Origin of the sequence: uncultured Tepidimonas sp., assembly GCF_938045175.1 — a bacterium.
GTDB lineage: Bacteria > Pseudomonadota > Gammaproteobacteria > Burkholderiales > Burkholderiaceae_C > Tepidimonas.
In genome coordinates, this window is record NZ_CALIND010000199.1 from 1 (window position 1) to 16,083 (window position 16,083).

General features: G+C 66.5%; 15 protein-coding genes and 2 pseudogenes. 12 read left to right on the forward strand and 5 right to left on the reverse strand.

Annotated elements, in window-relative coordinates; genetic code table 11:
- Positions 1 to 540, reverse strand: a pseudogene (locus Q0716_RS10470) (hypothetical protein); the annotation flags it as partial.
- Positions 541 to 746: 206 nt separating this feature from the next.
- Here Q0716_RS10470 and Q0716_RS10475 point away from each other — a divergent pair.
- Positions 747 to 1,976 (forward strand): fatty acid desaturase, encoded by a 1,230-nt coding sequence (locus Q0716_RS10475; protein ID WP_299023010.1) that lies wholly within the window; start codon positions 747 to 749, stop codon positions 1,974 to 1,976.
- Positions 1,977 to 2,070: 94 nt separating this feature from the next.
- Here Q0716_RS10475 and rpmG read toward each other — a convergent pair whose 3' ends face one another.
- The 3 genes from rpmG to trxB all read right to left on the reverse strand — a co-directional run bounded on the left by rpmG (position 2,071) and on the right by trxB (position 3,684).
- On the reverse strand, positions 2,071 to 2,241 hold the full coding sequence (rpmG, locus tag Q0716_RS10480; RefSeq protein ID WP_143901721.1) for a 50S ribosomal protein L33: 171 nt from the start codon (positions 2,239 to 2,241) through the stop codon (positions 2,071 to 2,073).
- Between the two features lie 20 nt (positions 2,242 to 2,261).
- Positions 2,262 to 2,495 (reverse strand): 50S ribosomal protein L28, encoded by a 234-nt coding sequence (gene rpmB / locus Q0716_RS10485; RefSeq protein ID WP_043698877.1) that lies wholly within the window; start codon positions 2,493 to 2,495, stop codon positions 2,262 to 2,264.
- Positions 2,496 to 2,733: 238 nt separating this feature from the next.
- Positions 2,734 to 3,684, reverse strand: a complete 951-nt coding sequence (gene trxB, locus Q0716_RS10490) for a thioredoxin-disulfide reductase (protein ID WP_299023019.1) — start codon at positions 3,682 to 3,684, stop codon at positions 2,734 to 2,736.
- 131 nt (positions 3,685 to 3,815) lie between these two features.
- Here trxB and Q0716_RS10495 point away from each other — a divergent pair, with 131 nt between their 5' ends.
- The 8 genes from Q0716_RS10495 to lysS all read left to right on the forward strand — a co-directional run bounded on the left by Q0716_RS10495 (position 3,816) and on the right by lysS (position 13,766).
- Entirely contained in the window at positions 3,816 to 6,251 is a 2,436-nt protein-coding gene (locus Q0716_RS10495) for a DNA translocase FtsK (protein WP_299023020.1), read from the forward strand.
- A 53-nt stretch (positions 6,252 to 6,304) separates the two neighbouring features.
- Positions 6,305 to 6,964 (forward strand): outer membrane lipoprotein chaperone LolA, encoded by a 660-nt coding sequence (gene lolA, locus Q0716_RS10500; protein WP_299023022.1) that lies wholly within the window; start codon positions 6,305 to 6,307, stop codon positions 6,962 to 6,964.
- Positions 6,961 to 8,277, forward strand: a complete 1,317-nt coding sequence (locus tag Q0716_RS10505) for a replication-associated recombination protein A (protein WP_299023023.1) — start codon at positions 6,961 to 6,963, stop codon at positions 8,275 to 8,277. Before lolA ends, Q0716_RS10505 begins: the two co-directional genes overlap by 4 nt.
- A gap of 258 nt (positions 8,278 to 8,535) precedes the next feature.
- Positions 8,536 to 9,465: a branched-chain amino acid ABC transporter permease gene (locus Q0716_RS10510; protein WP_299023025.1), complete on the forward strand. Its 930-nt coding sequence runs from the start codon at positions 8,536 to 8,538 to the stop codon at positions 9,463 to 9,465.
- A 25-nt stretch (positions 9,466 to 9,490) separates the two neighbouring features.
- The gene (locus Q0716_RS10515; RefSeq protein WP_299023026.1) at positions 9,491 to 10,591 is read left to right on the forward strand and encodes an ABC transporter ATP-binding protein; all 1,101 of its coding nucleotides are present in this window, start codon (positions 9,491 to 9,493) and stop codon (positions 10,589 to 10,591) included.
- Between the two features lie 10 nt (positions 10,592 to 10,601).
- Positions 10,602 to 11,372, forward strand: coding sequence for an ABC transporter ATP-binding protein (locus tag Q0716_RS10520; RefSeq protein ID WP_299023028.1), 771 nt, complete (start codon positions 10,602 to 10,604; stop codon positions 11,370 to 11,372).
- A 1-nt stretch (position 11,373) separates the two neighbouring features.
- Positions 11,374 to 12,102: an ABC transporter ATP-binding protein gene (locus Q0716_RS10525; RefSeq protein ID WP_299023029.1), complete on the forward strand. Its 729-nt coding sequence runs from the start codon at positions 11,374 to 11,376 to the stop codon at positions 12,100 to 12,102.
- 113 nt (positions 12,103 to 12,215) lie between these two features.
- Positions 12,216 to 13,766, forward strand: a complete 1,551-nt coding sequence (gene lysS / locus Q0716_RS10530; protein ID WP_299023033.1) for a lysine--tRNA ligase — start codon at positions 12,216 to 12,218, stop codon at positions 13,764 to 13,766.
- A 15-nt stretch (positions 13,767 to 13,781) separates the two neighbouring features.
- Here lysS and rpoH read toward each other — a convergent pair whose 3' ends face one another.
- Entirely contained in the window at positions 13,782 to 14,732 is a 951-nt protein-coding gene (gene rpoH, locus Q0716_RS10535) for an RNA polymerase sigma factor RpoH (protein ID WP_299023035.1), read from the reverse strand.
- Positions 14,733 to 14,937: 205 nt separating this feature from the next.
- On the opposite strand from rpoH, the gene Q0716_RS10540 reads away from it, so the two are divergent.
- From Q0716_RS10540 to secA, 3 genes and pseudogenes are all read left to right on the forward strand, one after another.
- Positions 14,938 to 15,240: a PQQ-dependent sugar dehydrogenase gene (locus tag Q0716_RS10540; protein WP_299023038.1), complete on the forward strand. Its 303-nt coding sequence runs from the start codon at positions 14,938 to 14,940 to the stop codon at positions 15,238 to 15,240.
- Positions 15,222 to 15,524, forward strand: a complete 303-nt coding sequence (locus tag Q0716_RS10545) for a hypothetical protein (protein WP_299023039.1) — start codon at positions 15,222 to 15,224, stop codon at positions 15,522 to 15,524. The genes Q0716_RS10540 and Q0716_RS10545 overlap by 19 nt, the downstream gene beginning before the upstream one ends.
- A 178-nt stretch (positions 15,525 to 15,702) precedes the next feature.
- Positions 15,703 to 16,083 (forward strand): annotated as a pseudogene (gene secA / locus Q0716_RS10550) (preprotein translocase subunit SecA); the annotation flags it as partial.

Sequence of the window (16,083 nt, forward strand, 5' to 3'; positions counted from 1 at the left end):
GGCCGAAGCAGGCAGGGCGCGCGTGTCCTCCACGCTGGCCAACACCAGTGGCGCGGGCCAGGCGCCGGGGCGTGTGGTGTCGCGCCGCGCCGCGGCAGCCGCTAGCTGCAGCCGCCGCATCCATGCCACCGTGGGCTGACGGGCGTGCACCCAGCACACAGCGCCATCGGGGCAGCGCAGCACCTGCTCGGCCGCCCACAGGGCATCGGCATCGGTGTGCGTGTGCACGCGCAGCAGCCGTGAGGGTTCCACCCCCTGGGCCGCCCAGGCGGCGGCGTGGGGCTCCAGCGGCAGGCCGATCAGGACGATCGGGCCGTGTGCTGCGGCCGCTCGCAACGCGGGCTGCAGCAGCCGCCACGGCAGCGCCTCTGGGGCCACGGCACATTCGATCAACGCGCCCAATGGCCAACCGCGCCCCGGCAGGGCGGCATCGAGCGCCGACCATCCGGTCGGGGTGGTCGGCTGTTCGCTGGGGGCGAGCTGGTCGGCCCACCAGACGTCGGGGCGAGGCAACGGCAGCGGCATACCGATACTGTACATAAAAACAGTATCTCGTGGGCGGCTGCTGTCCGTCGATACCCGCGCAGGCGCCCCAACGGGCTTCCCCATCCGCCCAACGGTGGCCCGCCCTCTTGGTGAACGGCCCGTCTGCCCCTACAATGGATTGGTCACTGGGTGCGGTGGCAGCTCACCATGGGCTGAGCTCCGCGCGGCAAGTGGCGTGTCGAGTTTGTCAAAGGTATCGCATGTTTGCAATGGAATCGGCCTGGAGCGCGTTCATCGACTTCCTGGCCCAGGGGCTGACCGCAGCCTCGTGGTGGCAGATCGTTCTGTTCACCCTGGTGATGACGCACATCACCATCGTCAGCGTCACGCTGTTTTTGCACCGCCACCAGGCGCACCGCGCGCTGGATCTGCACCCGGTGGTGTCGCACTTCTTCCGCTTCTGGCTGTGGCTGACCACCGGCATGGTTACCAAGGAGTGGGCGGCCATTCACCGCAAGCACCACGCCAAGTGCGAGCAAGAGGGCGACCCACACAGTCCGCAGGTGTTTGGCATCCGCAAGGTGTTCTGGGAAGGCGCCGAGCTGTACCGGGCCGAGGCGAAAAACCCGGACACCCTGCGCCGCTACGGGCACGGCACGCCCGACGACTGGATCGAGCGCCATCTGTACACCCGCCATTCGCGCCTGGGCGTGAGCCTGATGCTGATCCTGGATGTGGTGCTGTTCGGTGCTGCGGGTCTGGCCGTGTGGGCGGTGCAGATGGTGTGGATCCCGTTCTGGGCGGCGGGCGTCATCAACGGCATCGGCCACTACTGGGGGTATCGCAACTTCGAGGCGCCCGACGCCAGCACCAACGTGTCGCCCTGGGGGGTGATCATCGGCGGTGAGGAGCTGCACAACAACCACCACACCTTTCCGACCTCGGCCAAGTTTTCCGTCAAGCCCTACGAGTTCGACATCGGCTGGCTCTACATCCAGGCGCTGGCCAAACTGGGGCTGGCCACGCCGAAGAAGGTGCCGCCCAAGTTGGCGTTTGGCGATGTCAAGCCGGTGCCGGATGAACAGACGCTGGAAGCCATCGTGGCCAACCGCTACGAAGTCATGGCCCGATACGCGCGCGAGATGCGCGCCGCCATGCGCGCGGAGTGGGCGTCGCTGCGTGCTCAGGTGGGTGACGAGTCGCTGCTGAAGTTGGCGCGGCGTTGGCTGCACCGCGACACCGATCACGTGCCCACGCCGGTGCGCGAGCGGCTGCAGCAGGTGCTGCACGCCGCGCCGACGCTGGCCACCATGCATGCCATGCGCGAGGAGCTGCGCCGACTCTGGAGTGACAGCACGCTCACGCGCGAACAAATGGCGCGCGAGTTGCAGGCGTGGATTCAGCGCGCCGAAGCCAGCGGCATCCAGGCGCTGCGTGACTTTGCCCAACGGCTGCGCGCCGCCCGCATAAACACGGCTTCGCCTGCATGAACACGGTGGCCGTCTAAAAACAAAAACCGCCAGCAGCGCTGGCGGTTTTTTTATGGGTGGGAAACGATCGTCGCCGGCCGGGACCGGCCGATGCTCACTTGAGCTTGGTTTCCTTGTACTCGACGTGCTTGCGCGCCACCGGGTCGAACTTCATGAACGACAGCTTGTCCGGCGTCGTCTTTTTGTTCTTGGTGGTGGTGTAGAAGTGGCCGGTCCCCGCGGTGGATTCCAGCTTGATTTTTTCGCGTCCGCCTTTGGCAGCCATGATGGACTCCTATGTGGTGATCAGGCCTGACCGCGGGCACGCAGGTCGGCGAGCACGGCATCGATGCCGACTTTGTCGATCAGGCGCAGCGCCGCGCCCGAGACGCGCAGCCGCACCCAGCGGTTTTCGCTCTCGACCCAGAAACGGCGGGTTTGCAGGTTCGGCAGGAACCGGCGCTTGGTTTTGTTGTTGGCGTGGGAGACGTTGTTCCCCACCATGGGCTTTTTGCCCGTGACTTCGCACACGCGTGCCATGTTGGCCACTCCAGAAAAAATGTAAGCCGCCCCGGCCTGGTGGGCCAGGGCTGCACCTCGCTTGCGTCCTGTGTTGCGCCGCCTGCCACACGTGGAGTGCCTGTTGGAAAAGGATTCACGCCGTGTGGACGGCTCCGGCTCGCAAGCGGCCCAATTGCTGCTACCAGTCTGCTGCCACCAGTCAGCAGCAAACCCAAGATTATAACGGCTCGCGCAGTGGGTGTCCTGCGCGGCGGCCTCAGGCGGATTGCTGTTCCAGAAAGCGCTGCGCGTCCAGCGCCGCCATACAGCCCGTGCCGGCACTGGTGATGGCCTGGCGGTAGACGTGGTCGGCCACGTCGCCAGCGGCAAACACGCCTGGTACGCTGGTCATGGTGGCAAAGCCCTCTTGCCCGCCGCGGGTGACGATGTAGCCGTCTTTCATCTCGAGCTGGCCTTGGAAGATCTGCGTGTTGGGGCTGTGTCCGATGGCGATGAAGACGCCTTGCAGCGCCAGCTCTTCGGTGGCGTCGGTCTGTACGTGGCGGATGCGCACGCCGGTCACTCCACTGGCGTCCCCGAGTACCTCGTCGAGCACGTGCCACAGCTTGAGTTCGATCTTTCCCTCGCGCACCTTTTCCATCAGCTTGTCGACCATGATGGCCTCGGCGCGGAACGTGTCGCGGCGGTGAATGAGCGTGACTTTGCGCGCGATGTTGGACAGGTACAGCGCTTCTTCGACCGCGGTGTTGCCGCCGCCGACCACGCACACGTCTTGGCCACGGTAGAAAAAGCCGTCGCAGGTGGCGCAAGCGCTGACGCCTTTCCCCATGAACGCCTGCTCGGAGGGCAGGCCCAGGTATTTGGCCGAGGCGCCGGTGGCGACGATGAGGGCGTCACACGTGTAGGTGCCGCTGTCGCCCGTGAGGGTGAAGGGGCGGCGCGACAAGTCCACGGTGTGGATGTGGTCGAAAACGATCTGGGTGGCGAAGCGCTCGGCGTGCTGTTGGAAGCGCTGCATCAGCTCCGGCCCCTGCACCCCGTGCACGTCGGCAGGCCAGTTGTCCACCTCGGTGGTGGTCATGAGTTGGCCGCCTTGCGCCAGCCCGGTGATGAGCACCGGTTTCAGGTTGGCGCGCGCCGCATAGATGGCGGCGGTATAACCGGCCGGGCCGGAGCCGAGAATGAGCACGTGGGCATGGGTCGTCATACGCCCGATTGTACGGAGACGTCGGCCGCGCCGGGCATGGGTCTGGTCATGACCATGGGTGCACGGGTGGTCGTCGGCGGGTGCCAAGCCGGGTTAAGCTTCGGGGTGCGCATCAACCTTCGTCTGTCCCCATGAGTCGATCCGTCAATGCCCTCAACGCCGATCTGGCCGCGCCCGGCCGGGGCTGGATGCGTTTTGCGCAAGAGATCGCCTTGCTGTTGGGGGCCGTGGTGCTGGGGTTTTGGTGGCTGGCGATGATCAGTCACCATCCCGCCGATCCCGCATGGTCCACCTCGGGCACGGGGGTGGGGTGGCGCAACTGGGGGGGGCGGCTCGGCGCCTGGGTGGCCGATATCGGGTACTACGTCTTCGGCGCGTCGGTTTGGTGGCTGTTGCTGGCCGCCGCGCGCGCGTGGCTGGCCGGGCTGGCGCGCTGGCTGCGCGCGGCGCCGACACAGCCACCCCAAGCACCCGTGCCGTGGTGGCGCACGCCGCTGTGGCGGGGTCTGGGCTACGCGCTGGCGCTGGTGTTGCTGATGTTGTCGAGCTGCGTCATCGAGTGGAGCCGGCTGTATCACTGGGACGCGTGGTTGCCCGGCCATGTCGCCGGTGGCGTGGTCGGTGCGCTGGCCGGGCCGGTGGCGGTGCGCTGGCTGGGCGAGACGGGGTCCGCCCTGGTGGCGATTGGCGTGTGGGCGGTGTCGGTGGCGGTGGTGTTGCGCTTTTCGTGGGCGCAGGTGGCCGAGCGCGTGGGCGCGGCGATCGACCATGGGATCGAAGCCTGGCGCGAGCGCCGCGAGCGTGACGAGGATGTGCGCATCGGCCAGCGGGCGGCGCGCGAGCGCGGGCGCGAAGAAGCCGCGGCGCGCGCGGCCCACCCCGCGCACGAACCGCATCTGCCGCCGGACGCTGCGGCTGTGCCGACGTCCGATGCCGACACCGCGTCGGCGACGAGCGACGAGGCACCGCCCCCGACACCGCCCAAGAGCGCGCGGCTGCAGATCGAGCCCGCGGCTGCCGCCGTCGAGCCCAGCGCGCGCGTCGTCAAGGAACGCCAGCAAGCCCTATTCGCCGAGGGCGAATCGCCGCTGCCACGGTTGGATCTGCTCGACCCGCCGGCGCGCCAGCCCACGACCGTGGCGCCCGAGACGCTGGAGATGACCAGCCGCCTGATCGAGAAAAAGCTCGCCGACTTCGGGGTCGAGGTGAGGGTGGTGGCGGCCCAGCCCGGTCCCGTCATCACGCGCTACGAGATCGAGCCTGCCACTGGCGTCAAAGGCTCACAGATCGTCAACCTGGCCAAGGATTTGGCGCGTTCGCTGTCGCTGGTGTCGATCCGCGTGATCGAGACGATTCCGGGCAAGAGCCTGATGGCACTCGAGCTGCCCAACGCGCGCCGCCAGACCATCCATCTGAGCGAGATTCTGGGCTCGCAGGTGTACCACGAGGCCAAGAGCCTGCTCACGCTGGGCTTGGGCAAGGACATCGCGGGCCATCCGGTGGTGGCCGATCTGGCCAAGATGCCGCACTGTCTGGTGGCGGGTACTACCGGCTCGGGCAAATCGGTGGGTATCAACGCCATGATCCTGAGCCTGCTGTACAAGGCCGAGCCGAAAGATGTGCGGCTGCTGCTGATCGACCCCAAGATGCTCGAGCTCAGCGTCTACGAAGGCATCCCGCACCTGATCGCGCCCGTAGTGACCGACATGAAGCAGGCCGCCAACGGCCTGAACTGGTGCGTGGCCGAGATGGAAAAGCGCTACCGCCTCATGAGCAAGCTGGGCGTGCGCAACCTGGCCGGCTACAACGCCAAGATCGACGACGCCGCGGCCCGCGGCGAATCCATTCCCAACCCGTTTAGCCTCACGCCCGAAGCGCCCGAGCCGCTGCAGCGCTTGCCCTACCTCGTCGTCGTCATCGACGAGCTGGCAGACCTGATGATGGTGGTGGGCAAAAAGATCGAGGAGCTCATTGCCCGCCTGGCGCAAAAGGCGCGCGCTGCGGGCATCCACCTCATTCTGGCCACCCAGCGGCCCAGCGTGGACGTCATCACCGGCCTTATCAAGGCCAATATCCCGACGCGCATCAGCTTCCAAGTCAGCAGCCGCATCGACAGCCGCACCATCCTGGACCAGATGGGTGCCGAAGCCCTGCTCGGCATGGGCGACATGCTCTACCTGCCCGCCGGCACGGGGTTCCCGACCCGGGTGCACGGCGCTTTCGTCAGCGACGACGAGGTGCACCGCGTGGTGGCGTTTTTGAAGGAACGCTACGGCGAGCCCGACTACATCGACGACGTGCTGGAACACGCCGGCGGCGATGGCCTGGGCGGGCCGGACGCGGCGGGCGAGGGCGATGCCGCAGGCGAAAAGGACCCGCTGTACGACCAGGCGGTGGCCATCGTGCTGCAGGACCGCAAGGCCAGCATCAGCTATGTGCAGCGCAAGCTCAAGATCGGCTATAACCGGGCCGCGCGGCTGCTGGAGGATATGGAAAAAGCCGGCTTGGTCAGTGCGTTGACCGCCAGCGGCCAGCGCGACATTCTGGTGGGTTCGCGGCCCGAGTGAGCGCGTGACAACGCCCATCGGAACCCGCACCCCCTTCAAAGCTTCCAACACCCATGAACCGACGCCGTGTTTTGTCGACCCTGACCGCCTCACTGGCCGCTGCGGGATGGCTCGCGTGGCCCGCGCACGCCGCTGACGGCTTGCGTGAGTTGGAGGCATTCCTGGCTGGTGTACAGCAGGGGCGGGCAACGTTTACGCAAACGGTGACGGCCCCGCTGCGCGATGGGGAAACCGTGGCCCGCACCCGCACCAGCCGGGGGGAGTTCACCTTTTTGCGCCCGGACCGCTTCCGTTTTCATTACACGCAGCCATTCGAGCAGCTCATCGTGGCCGATGGGCAGACGCTGTGGCTGTACGACCCGGACCTCAACCAGGTCACGGCGCGCCGTCAGGCCGAGGTGCTGGGCAACACGCCGGCGGCGCTGTTGGCCGCGGCAGCCGACCTGCGCTCGGTGCGCCAGGCGTTTACGCTGTCCGAAGCCCCGCCGCAAGACGGTCTGCGCTGGGTGGAGGCGGTGCCCAAGGCGCGCGATGGCCAGGTGCAGCGCATCCGCATCGGCTTTCGGCAAGGCGAACTCGAAGTGCTCGACATTCTGGACAGCTTTGGCCAGCGCTCGGTCATGCGCTTCGGTCCGCTGGAGCGGGCAGCGGGTTTGACCGCAGCGAGCTTTCGCTTCCAGCCGCCCCCGGGGGCCGAGGTGCTGCGTCCGTGACCGCGGTCACGCACGTCCCGCTGGCCGAGCGGCTGCGCCCGCGCAGCCTGGGCGAGGTCGTCGGTCAGGCCCACCTGCTCGGCGACGGCATGCCGCTGCGGCTGGCCTTCGAGAGTGGCCGACCGCACAGCTGCATCCTGTGGGGGCCGCCTGGTGTGGGCAAGACGACGCTGGCGCGCTTGATGGCCGACGCGTTCGATGCCCAGTTCATCGCCATCAGCGCGGTGCTGGGCGGCGTGAAAGATATCCGGGATGCGGTCGAGCGGGCCGAAGCCGCGCGTGCCGGGCTGCATCCCCAGCCCACCATCGTTTTCGTCGACGAGGTGCACCGCTTCAACAAAGCACAGCAGGACGCGTTTTTGCCGCACGTGGAAAGCGGCCTGTTCACCTTCGTCGGTGCCACGACGGAAAACCCCAGTTTCGAAGTCAACGCCGCGCTGCTGTCGCGCGCGACCGTGTATGTACTGCAGCCGCTGGCCGATGCCGACTTGCAAGCCTTGATCGACCGCGCACTGGCCACGGCAGAAGTGCCCGCGCTGGACGCGGCGGCCCGCCAGCGGCTGGTGGCTTACGCCGACGGCGACGCCAGGCGACTGCTGAACACGCTGGAGACGGTCGCCATGACCGCGCGAGCCCAAGGCCTGTCGGGGGTGGATGAGGCCTGGTTGCTGCGCACGCTGGGCGAGCGCCTGCGCCGCTACGACAAGGGCGGTGACCAGTTCTACGACACCATCAGCGCGCTGCACAAAAGCGTGCGCGGCTCGGATCCGGATGCGGCGCTGTACTGGCTGGTGCGCATGCTCGACGGTGGGGCCGATCCGCGCTACCTGGCACGGCGCCTGATCCGCATGGCCGCCGAGGACATCGGGCTGGCCGACCCGCGCGCGCTGCGCCTGGCGCTCGACGCAGCGGAGGTATATGAGCGCCTGGGCAGTCCCGAAGGCGAGTTGGCGCTCGCCGAGGCCACGGTTTACCTGGCGGTGGCGCCCAAGAGCAATGCCGTCTACCGGGCGTATCAGACGGCGCGCACCTTCGTGGCGCGCGAGGGCACCCGGCCGGTGCCGCTGCACCTGCGCAATGCACCCACGCGGCTCATGAAGGCACTGGGTCACGGTGAAGGCTATCGCTATGCGCACGACGAACCCGATGCCTTCGCCGCGGGCGAGCGCTACTTCCCCGACGGCGTGTCGGCCACGTTTTATCAACCGGTGCCTCGTGGTTTGGAGATCCGCATCGGCGAGCGACTGGCCGAGCTGCGGGCGCGTCAAGCGCAGGCCGTGGCGGGTCAGGCGCCGGTGGAGGATGCTAAATAAGCCGGACTAATGTTCCGTCACTTGTATTGATGAAAGTCGTACAACAGGTGTCGGCGGCCCGAAGTTTGCAGGGTAAACCCTAGGTTTTGACGGGCAGCCTAGGGCAAACACGCAGCGGTACGCCACGGGCCCTTGGCTACAATCGCGCCCACCGAACCCGCCCCAAGGCCCGATCCCGGCCGGAACTGGCGGGTTTTTTGCTAGCCCGGGTGGCCAGCCGCCGCTGGGGTTGGTGGTTCCTCATCACGGAGAGCTCTCATGGATGTATTGCTACAGCAGATCATCAATGGTCTGGTCCTGGGCAGCATGTACGCGCTGGTGGCGCTGGGCTACACCATGGTGTACGGCATCATCGGGCTGATCAATTTCGCCCATGGTGACGTGCTCATGATTGGCGCGCTGACCAGCTGGACCATCATCGTTCAGGCGCGCGAGGCCATGCCCGGCATGCCCGGTTGGGCGTTGCTGATCTTGGCCGCACTCATTTCGATGGTGGTGTGCGCGGTGCTCAACTTCTCGATCGAAAAGCTCGCGTACAAGCCGCTGCGCAACTCCCCCCGGCTGGCGCCCCTGATCACCGCCATCGGTATGAGCATCTTGCTGCAGACGCTGGCGATGATCATCTGGAAGCCCAACCCCAAGTCGTACCCGACGCTGCTGCCGAGCGAACCTTTCCATCTGGGCGGCGCGGTGATCTCGCCGACGCAGGTGATGATTCTGGCCACGACGGCCATTGTGTTGTCGCTGCTGATGTTCGTGGTCAACAGGACCAACCTGGGGCGTGCGATGCGTGCCACGGCGGAAAACCCGCGAGTGGCTGGCCTCATGGGCATCAAGCCCGACGTGGTGATCTCCGCCACCTTCATCATCGGTGCGATGCTCGCGGCCATTGCGGGCATCATGTGGGCGTCCAACTATGGCACGGTGCAGCATTCCATGGGCTTCATGCCGGGCCTCAAGGCGTTCGTTGCGGCCGTCTTTGGCGGTATTGGCAACTTGGCGGGGGCAGTCGTCGGCGGCATCTCGCTGGGCCTCATCGAGTCGCTCGGGGCGGGCTATCTGGGGCCGCTGACCGGCGGCTTTCTGGGCAGCCAGTACTCCGACATTTTCGCCTTCATCGTGCTGGCCATCGTGCTGATCTTCCGCCCCTCCGGCCTGCTGGGCGAGCGCGTGGCGGATCGTGCCTGACGTGGCCGCACGCAAGGAGATGAACATGAGTCAATCGAAAACCTCTACCAAGCTGATGGTGTTCGCGCTGGCGGCCGTTGGCCTGCTGGTGCTGCCGCTGCTGTTGCAAGCCACCGGCAGCAATTCGTGGGTGCGCATCGTCGACGTGGCGCTGCTGTACGTGATGCTGGCGTTGGGCCTCAATATCGTGGTGGGCTTCGCCGGCCTGCTTGATCTGGGCTTCATCGCGTTCTTCGCCGTCGGCGCCTACCTGTACGCCCTGCTCGCGTCGAGTCACTTGGCGGACAACTTTCCCGCCATCGCCGCGATGTTCCCCAACGGGCTGCACATCAGCTTCTGGATCGTGATCTTCCTGGCAGCGCTACTGGCGGGCTTGACGGGCCTGCTGTTGGGCTACCCGGTGCTCAAGCTGCGCGGTGACTATCTGGCGATCGTGACGCTGGGGTTCGGCGAGATCGTGCGTATCTTCATGCTCAACCTGGACCGCCCGATCAACATCACCAATGGACCCAAGGGTATCGCGGGCGTCGATGCGGTGACGGTGTTCGGCCACAACATGGCGCAGCCACTGCAGATGTCGCTCGGCGATTGGACCTTCACTTTCCAGTCGGTCACGCTGTATTACTACTTGATTCTGTTCTTCGTGGTGCTGACGGTGGTGGTGGCGTATCGCTTGCAGGATTCGCGCATCGGCCGCGCCTGGATGGCGATTCGCGAGGATGAAATCGCTGCCAAGGCGATGGGCATCAACACGCGCAACCTGAAGCTGGCAGCGTTTGGCACCAGCGCCACCTTCGGTGGCGTGGCCGGTGTGCTGTTTGCCTCGCTCATGCGTGGGGTGTATCCCGAGTCGTTCATCCTGATGGAGTCGGTGATGATCGTGGCCATGGTGGTGCTGGGGGGGCTGGGCCACATCCCGGGCGTGATCTTGGGTGCGCTGTTGCTGGCGGGCTTGCCCGAGCTGCTGCGCCATATGGCGGGGCCGCTGCACCATCTGACCGACGGGCGGCTCGCGCCCGAGATCCTGCGTCAGCTGCTCATCGCGCTGGCCATGATCATCGTCATGCTGTTGCGCCCGCGCGGCCTGTGGCCCGCGCCCGAGCATGGCAAATCGCTGAGCAAGTGAGGAGCCCGACATGACCGACACCATTCTCAAAGTCAGCGGCGTCTCCAAGCGCTTCGGCGGTCTGCAGGCGCTCTCGGACGTCGGCATCGAAATCAAGCGCGGCCAGGTCTATGGCCTGATCGGCCCCAACGGCGCGGGCAAGACGACGTTCTTCAACGTGCTGACCGGGCTGTACACGCCTGACAGCGGCACCTTCGAGCTCGACGGCAAACCGTACACCCCGACGGCGGTGCATGAGGTGGCCAAGGCGGGCATTGCGCGCACCTTTCAAAACATCCGCCTGTTTGCCGAAATGACCGTGCTCGAAAACGTCATGGTCGGCCGGCATGTGCGCACGCGCTCCAACATCATCGACGCCATCCTGCGCACGCCGCGCTTCAAGGGCGAAGAAAAAGCCATCGCCGAGCGGGCCATGGAGCTGCTGGAGTACGTGGGTATCGCCAAGTACGCCGACTACAAGGCGCGCACGCTGTCGTACGGCGACCAGCGGCGCCTCGAGATCGCGCGTGCGTTGGCGACCGACCCCAAGCTGATCGCGCTGGATGAACCGGCCGCGGGCATGAACGCCACCGAAAAGGTGCAGCTGCGCGAGCTGATCGACCGCATCCGCCACGACAACCGCACGATCCTGCTCATCGAGCACGACGTCAAGCTCGTCATGGGGCTGTGCGACCGCGTCACCGTGCTCGACTACGGCAAGCAGCTCGCCGAGGGCACACCGGCCGAGGTGCAGCGCAATCCCAAGGTCATCGAGGCCTACCTGGGCACCGGAGGACACTGAAATGGCCAATACCCTGCTCAAAGTCACGGGTCTGAAGGTTTCGTATGGCGGCATCAAGGCCGTCAAGGGTATCGATCTGGAGGTGCGCGAGGGCGAGCTGGTGACCCTGATCGGCTCCAACGGCGCGGGCAAGACCACGACCATGAAGGCCATCACCGGCATGTTGTTGGCCGAGGCCGGTGATATCACCTACCAGGGCCAGCCCATTCGCGGTATGGGTTCGTGGGACTTGGTCAAGCGCGGCCTGGCCATGGTGCCCGAGGGGCGAGGCGTGTTCACGCGCATGACCATCACCGAAAACCTGCTCATGGGCGCGTACGTGCGCACCGACAAGGCCGAGATCCAGCGTGACATCGACCGCATGTTCGAGCTGTTTCCGCGCCTGAAGGAGCGCCGTGACCAGCTCGCGGGCACCATGTCGGGCGGGGAGCAACAGATGCTGGCCATGGCACGCGCCCTCATGAGCCGGCCGAAGCTGCTGCTGCTCGACGAGCCGTCGATGGGCCTGTCGCCCATCATGGTGGACAAAATCTTCGAGGTGGTGCGCGACGTGCACGCGCAGGGCGTGACCGTGCTGTTGGTGGAGCAAAACGCTCGCCGCGCGCTGCAGGTGGCTGACCGGGGCTACGTCATGGACTCGGGCGAGATCATCATGGTCGGTGAGGCCAAAGCCATGCTGGACGACCCCAAGGTGCGCGCGGCGTACCTGGGCGAAGCCGCGATCGCCTGACACTCGGGGCTACGCAGCTGGGCACCCACCGACGGCGGGTCGATCCCGGGCGGAGCCTACAATCGAGGGTTTTGCGGTACCCACCGCAGGACCCTTTCTTTTCGTGCACAGCCATGACCGATCACGAGCATCGACCCCCCGCCGACGGCGCCAGCGAAAACCAGCTGATGGCCGAGCGCCGCGAAAAGCTGCAGGCGCTGCGCGCCGCCGCCGCGCAGGGGGCGGGGCCCGCGTTCCCCAACGACGTGCGTCCGCAACACACGGCCGAAGGGTTGCAGGCCGAATACGGCCACATGAGCAACGAGCTGCTCGAACCCCTGCAGGCGCGCGTGAGCGTCGCTGGGCGCATGATGCTCAAGCGCGTCATGGGAAAGGCCAGTTTTGCCACCATCCAGGACGCCTCGTTCGGCCCGACCGGGGGGCGCATCCAGCTCTACCTGACCAAGGATACACTGGGCGAGGCCACCTATGAAAGCTTCAAACACTGGGATCTCGGCGATATCCTGTACGCCGAAGGCACGGTGTTCAAAACCCGTACGGGTGAGCTCTCGATCAAAGCCGACCGCCTGCGCTTGATCGTCAAAAGCCTGCGCCCGCTGCCGGACAAGTTCCATGGCGTCCATGACCCGGAGCTCAAGGTCCGCCAGCGCTACGTCGACCTGATGACCGACGTCGCGGCTCGCCAGCGCTTCGTGGCGCGCAGCCAGGCCGTCACCGCGGTGCGCGACTTCATGGTGCAGCACGGGTTTCTGGAGGTCGAGACCCCCATGCTGCATCCCATTCCTGGCGGGGCCAACGCCAAGCCGTTCGTCACCCACCACAATGCGCTCGATCAGGACATGTACCTGCGCATCGCGCCGGAGCTGTACTTGAAGCGGCTGTTGGTGGGCGGGTTCGATCGCGTGTTCGAGATCAACCGCAACTTCCGCAACGAGGGGATCAGTGTGCGCCACAACCCCGAGTTCACCATGATGGAGTTCTACGCGGCGTACTGGAACCACGTGGACATGATGGCCTTCACCGAGCGGCTCATCCGGCACGTAGCGCACACCGTGTGCGGCAGCGGCCGGCTGGTCTACCAGGGGCGCGACGTGGACCTCGACGCCCCGTTCGAGCGCCTGACCATTCGCGAAGCCATCCTGCGCCACACCGACGCGGGCGAGCGCGTGGACGACCCGGATTGGTTGCGCGAGCAGTTGCGCCGCCTGGGGGTCGACCCCGTCAAGGAGCGGCTCGATCGCCGCAGCCTGCCCGGGCTGCAGGTGTTGTACTTCGAGGAGACGGTCGAGGACAAGCTCTGGCAGCCCACGTTTATCTGCAACCATCCGACCGAAATTTCGCCGCTGGCGCGGGCGAGCGACACCGACCCTAGCATCACCGAGCGCTTCGAGCTCTACATCACCGGGCGCGAGGTGGGCAACGGCTTTTCCGAGCTCAACGACCCCGAAGACCAAGCCGCCCGTTTTCACGCCCAGGTGGCCAACAAGGACGCGGGCGACGACGAGGCGATGTACTTCGACGCCGACTACATCCGCGCGCTGGAGTACGGCATGCCGCCGGCGGGCGGCTGTGGCATCGGCATCGACCGCCTGGTCATGCTGCTGACCGACAGCCCCAGCATCCGCGACGTGATTTTGTTCCCCGCGCTGCGGCGCGAGGAGTGAGGGGCCGGCCAGGGCTTAGGCGTACGCCTCCAACGCCTTGCGCAGCTTCTTGAGCGCCGCGGCCTCGATCTGACGGATGCGTTCGGCGCTGACGCCGAATTCCTCTGCCAGCTCGTGCAGCGTGGCGCCGCCGCTGCCGTCGTCTTTGACCTGCAACCAGCGCGCCGTGACGATGCGCCGCGAACGCTCATCCAACTGGGCCAGCGCGTGCTCGATGCCTTCCGAGCTCAGGCGCTCGCGTTCGCGCGCCTCCAGCACCGCCGTCGGCTCGTGGCGCTGATCGGCCAGATACGCGATGGGGGCGTGGTGGTCTTCTTGGTCATCCTGCGGCAGCGGGTCGAGCGCGACGTCCGTGCCCGACAGGCGGGCTTCCATCTCGATCACGTCTTCGCGACGCACGTTCAATTCGCGGGCGACGGTGTCGATCTCGGCCTCCGTCAGGCGTTCGCGCCCCACGGCATCGTCATCGGCGTCGGCCTTGAAGCCGCGCTTGAGCGAGCGCAGGTTGAAAAACAGCTTGCGCTGCGCTTTGGTGGTGGCCACCTTGACCATGCGCCAGTTGCGCAGGATGAACTCGTGGATCTCCGCTTTGATCCAGTGCACCGCGTAGCTGACGAGTCGCACCCCCTGCGCGGGGTCGAAGCGCTTGACAGCCTTCATCAGGCCGATGTTGCCCTCCTGGATCAGGTCTGCCTGCGGCAGGCCGTATCCCAGGTACTGGCGCGAAATCGCCACCACCAGCCGCAGGTGCGACATGACCAGCTTGCCGGCGGCCTCCAAATCCTGTTGCTCGCGCCAGCGCCGGGCGCATTCGCGCTCCTCCTCCGCGCTGAGCATGGGGATCTGGTTGACGGCGCGGATGTAGGCATCCAGGTTGCCCAGCGGTGGCAACACGAGCGCGCGGCTCGACCACGAGGCGGCCGGCAGCGTCTGGGTGGCCGGGGCGAGGGCAAGCGTCGTGGACATGGGATCTCCTCTCCTGTGGGTTTCCATATTAGCACTCTCTTTGATCGAGTGCCAGTCGTCCAAGTTCCCCAAGCGATGGGCGCGATGCCCAACATCCCGCCAGGGAAATGCCGCTGCCCGGGCTTGACGCCCCACCGCCATTCGGCGACGCTGCGCCCATGGCAGTGATCTGGCGTTTTTTGGGTTGGGCAGCAGACGCCCGTGCGTGGCGTGGGCCGCTGGGCGCTGGCTTGGCTGGCTCTATTTCTGTTTTGCCGAGCCCGGCGCGGACGGAGAGGGCAACGCGACCGCGCTGGCGCGCGCGGTGCTGGCACCCGATGCGACCCGCTTGCAGGAGGTGCAGGTCATCTTTCGGCAGCGGCCACGGCACGAGGGCCGATTGCACTTTGGCTACCGCATCGTGGAGGCGCCGGACGGCTGCTGCGGCTGTTGCCAGCGCCGTGATCGGTCAAGAGGCCGCGCGCGGCGCTGCGCGTACACTTGGTGGACATGTCCCGAAATGTCTTGACCTTGCAACAGGCCGTGCGCGCGCACCCGGTGCTGGCGGATGTGGCCGAGCGCGCCTGGGCCTCGCGCCGCCTGTTACAGCGCGTGGCCGTGCATTTGCCCCCGGCGCTGCGGCCCTTGGTGACGGCGGGTCCGCTGGAGGAAGGTGTGTGGTGCCTGCTGGCGGCCAATCCATCGGTGGCGGCCAAGGTACGCCAGCTCGCCCCCGTGCTGCTGGCGGCGGCGCGTGCGGCCAATGCCGAGGTGCAGGTGCTGCAGGTGCGCGTGGCGGGCCGATCGACATAGCCGCGCCGGCAGGGTCCACGGTGCGACTTGCCACAGGGCTACAATGGCCATATGACTGACCCGGGGCGCCGCTGTGCCGCGGGCTCGGTATCGGTTGCGCGCCGCCGTGGGCGGGGTGACGACCTCGTCATCGTTTTCTTTGAGCCGCACGCCTGGCGGGCCGTGCGGTGGGGTTTGTATGGCCATCCCTTTTCTGACCAAGATTTTCGGCAGCCGCAACGATCGGCTGCTCAAGAGCTACCGCAAGACGGTCGAGCGCATCAATGCGCTGGAAGCCTCGTACGCCATGCTGACGGACGAGCAACTGCAGGCCAAGACGGCCGAGTTCCGCCAGCGGCTGGCCAATGGCGAGTCACTCGATGCGCTGCTGCCAGAGGCATTCGCCACCGTGCGCGAGGCGAGCAAGCGCGTCATGAAGATGCGCCACTTCGACGTGCAGCTCATCGGCGGCATCGCGTTGCACCAGGGCAAGATCGCCGAGATGCGCACCGGTGAGGGCAAGACCCTGGTCGCCACACTGCCGCTCTACCTGAACGCCTTAACCGGGCGCGGGGTGCAC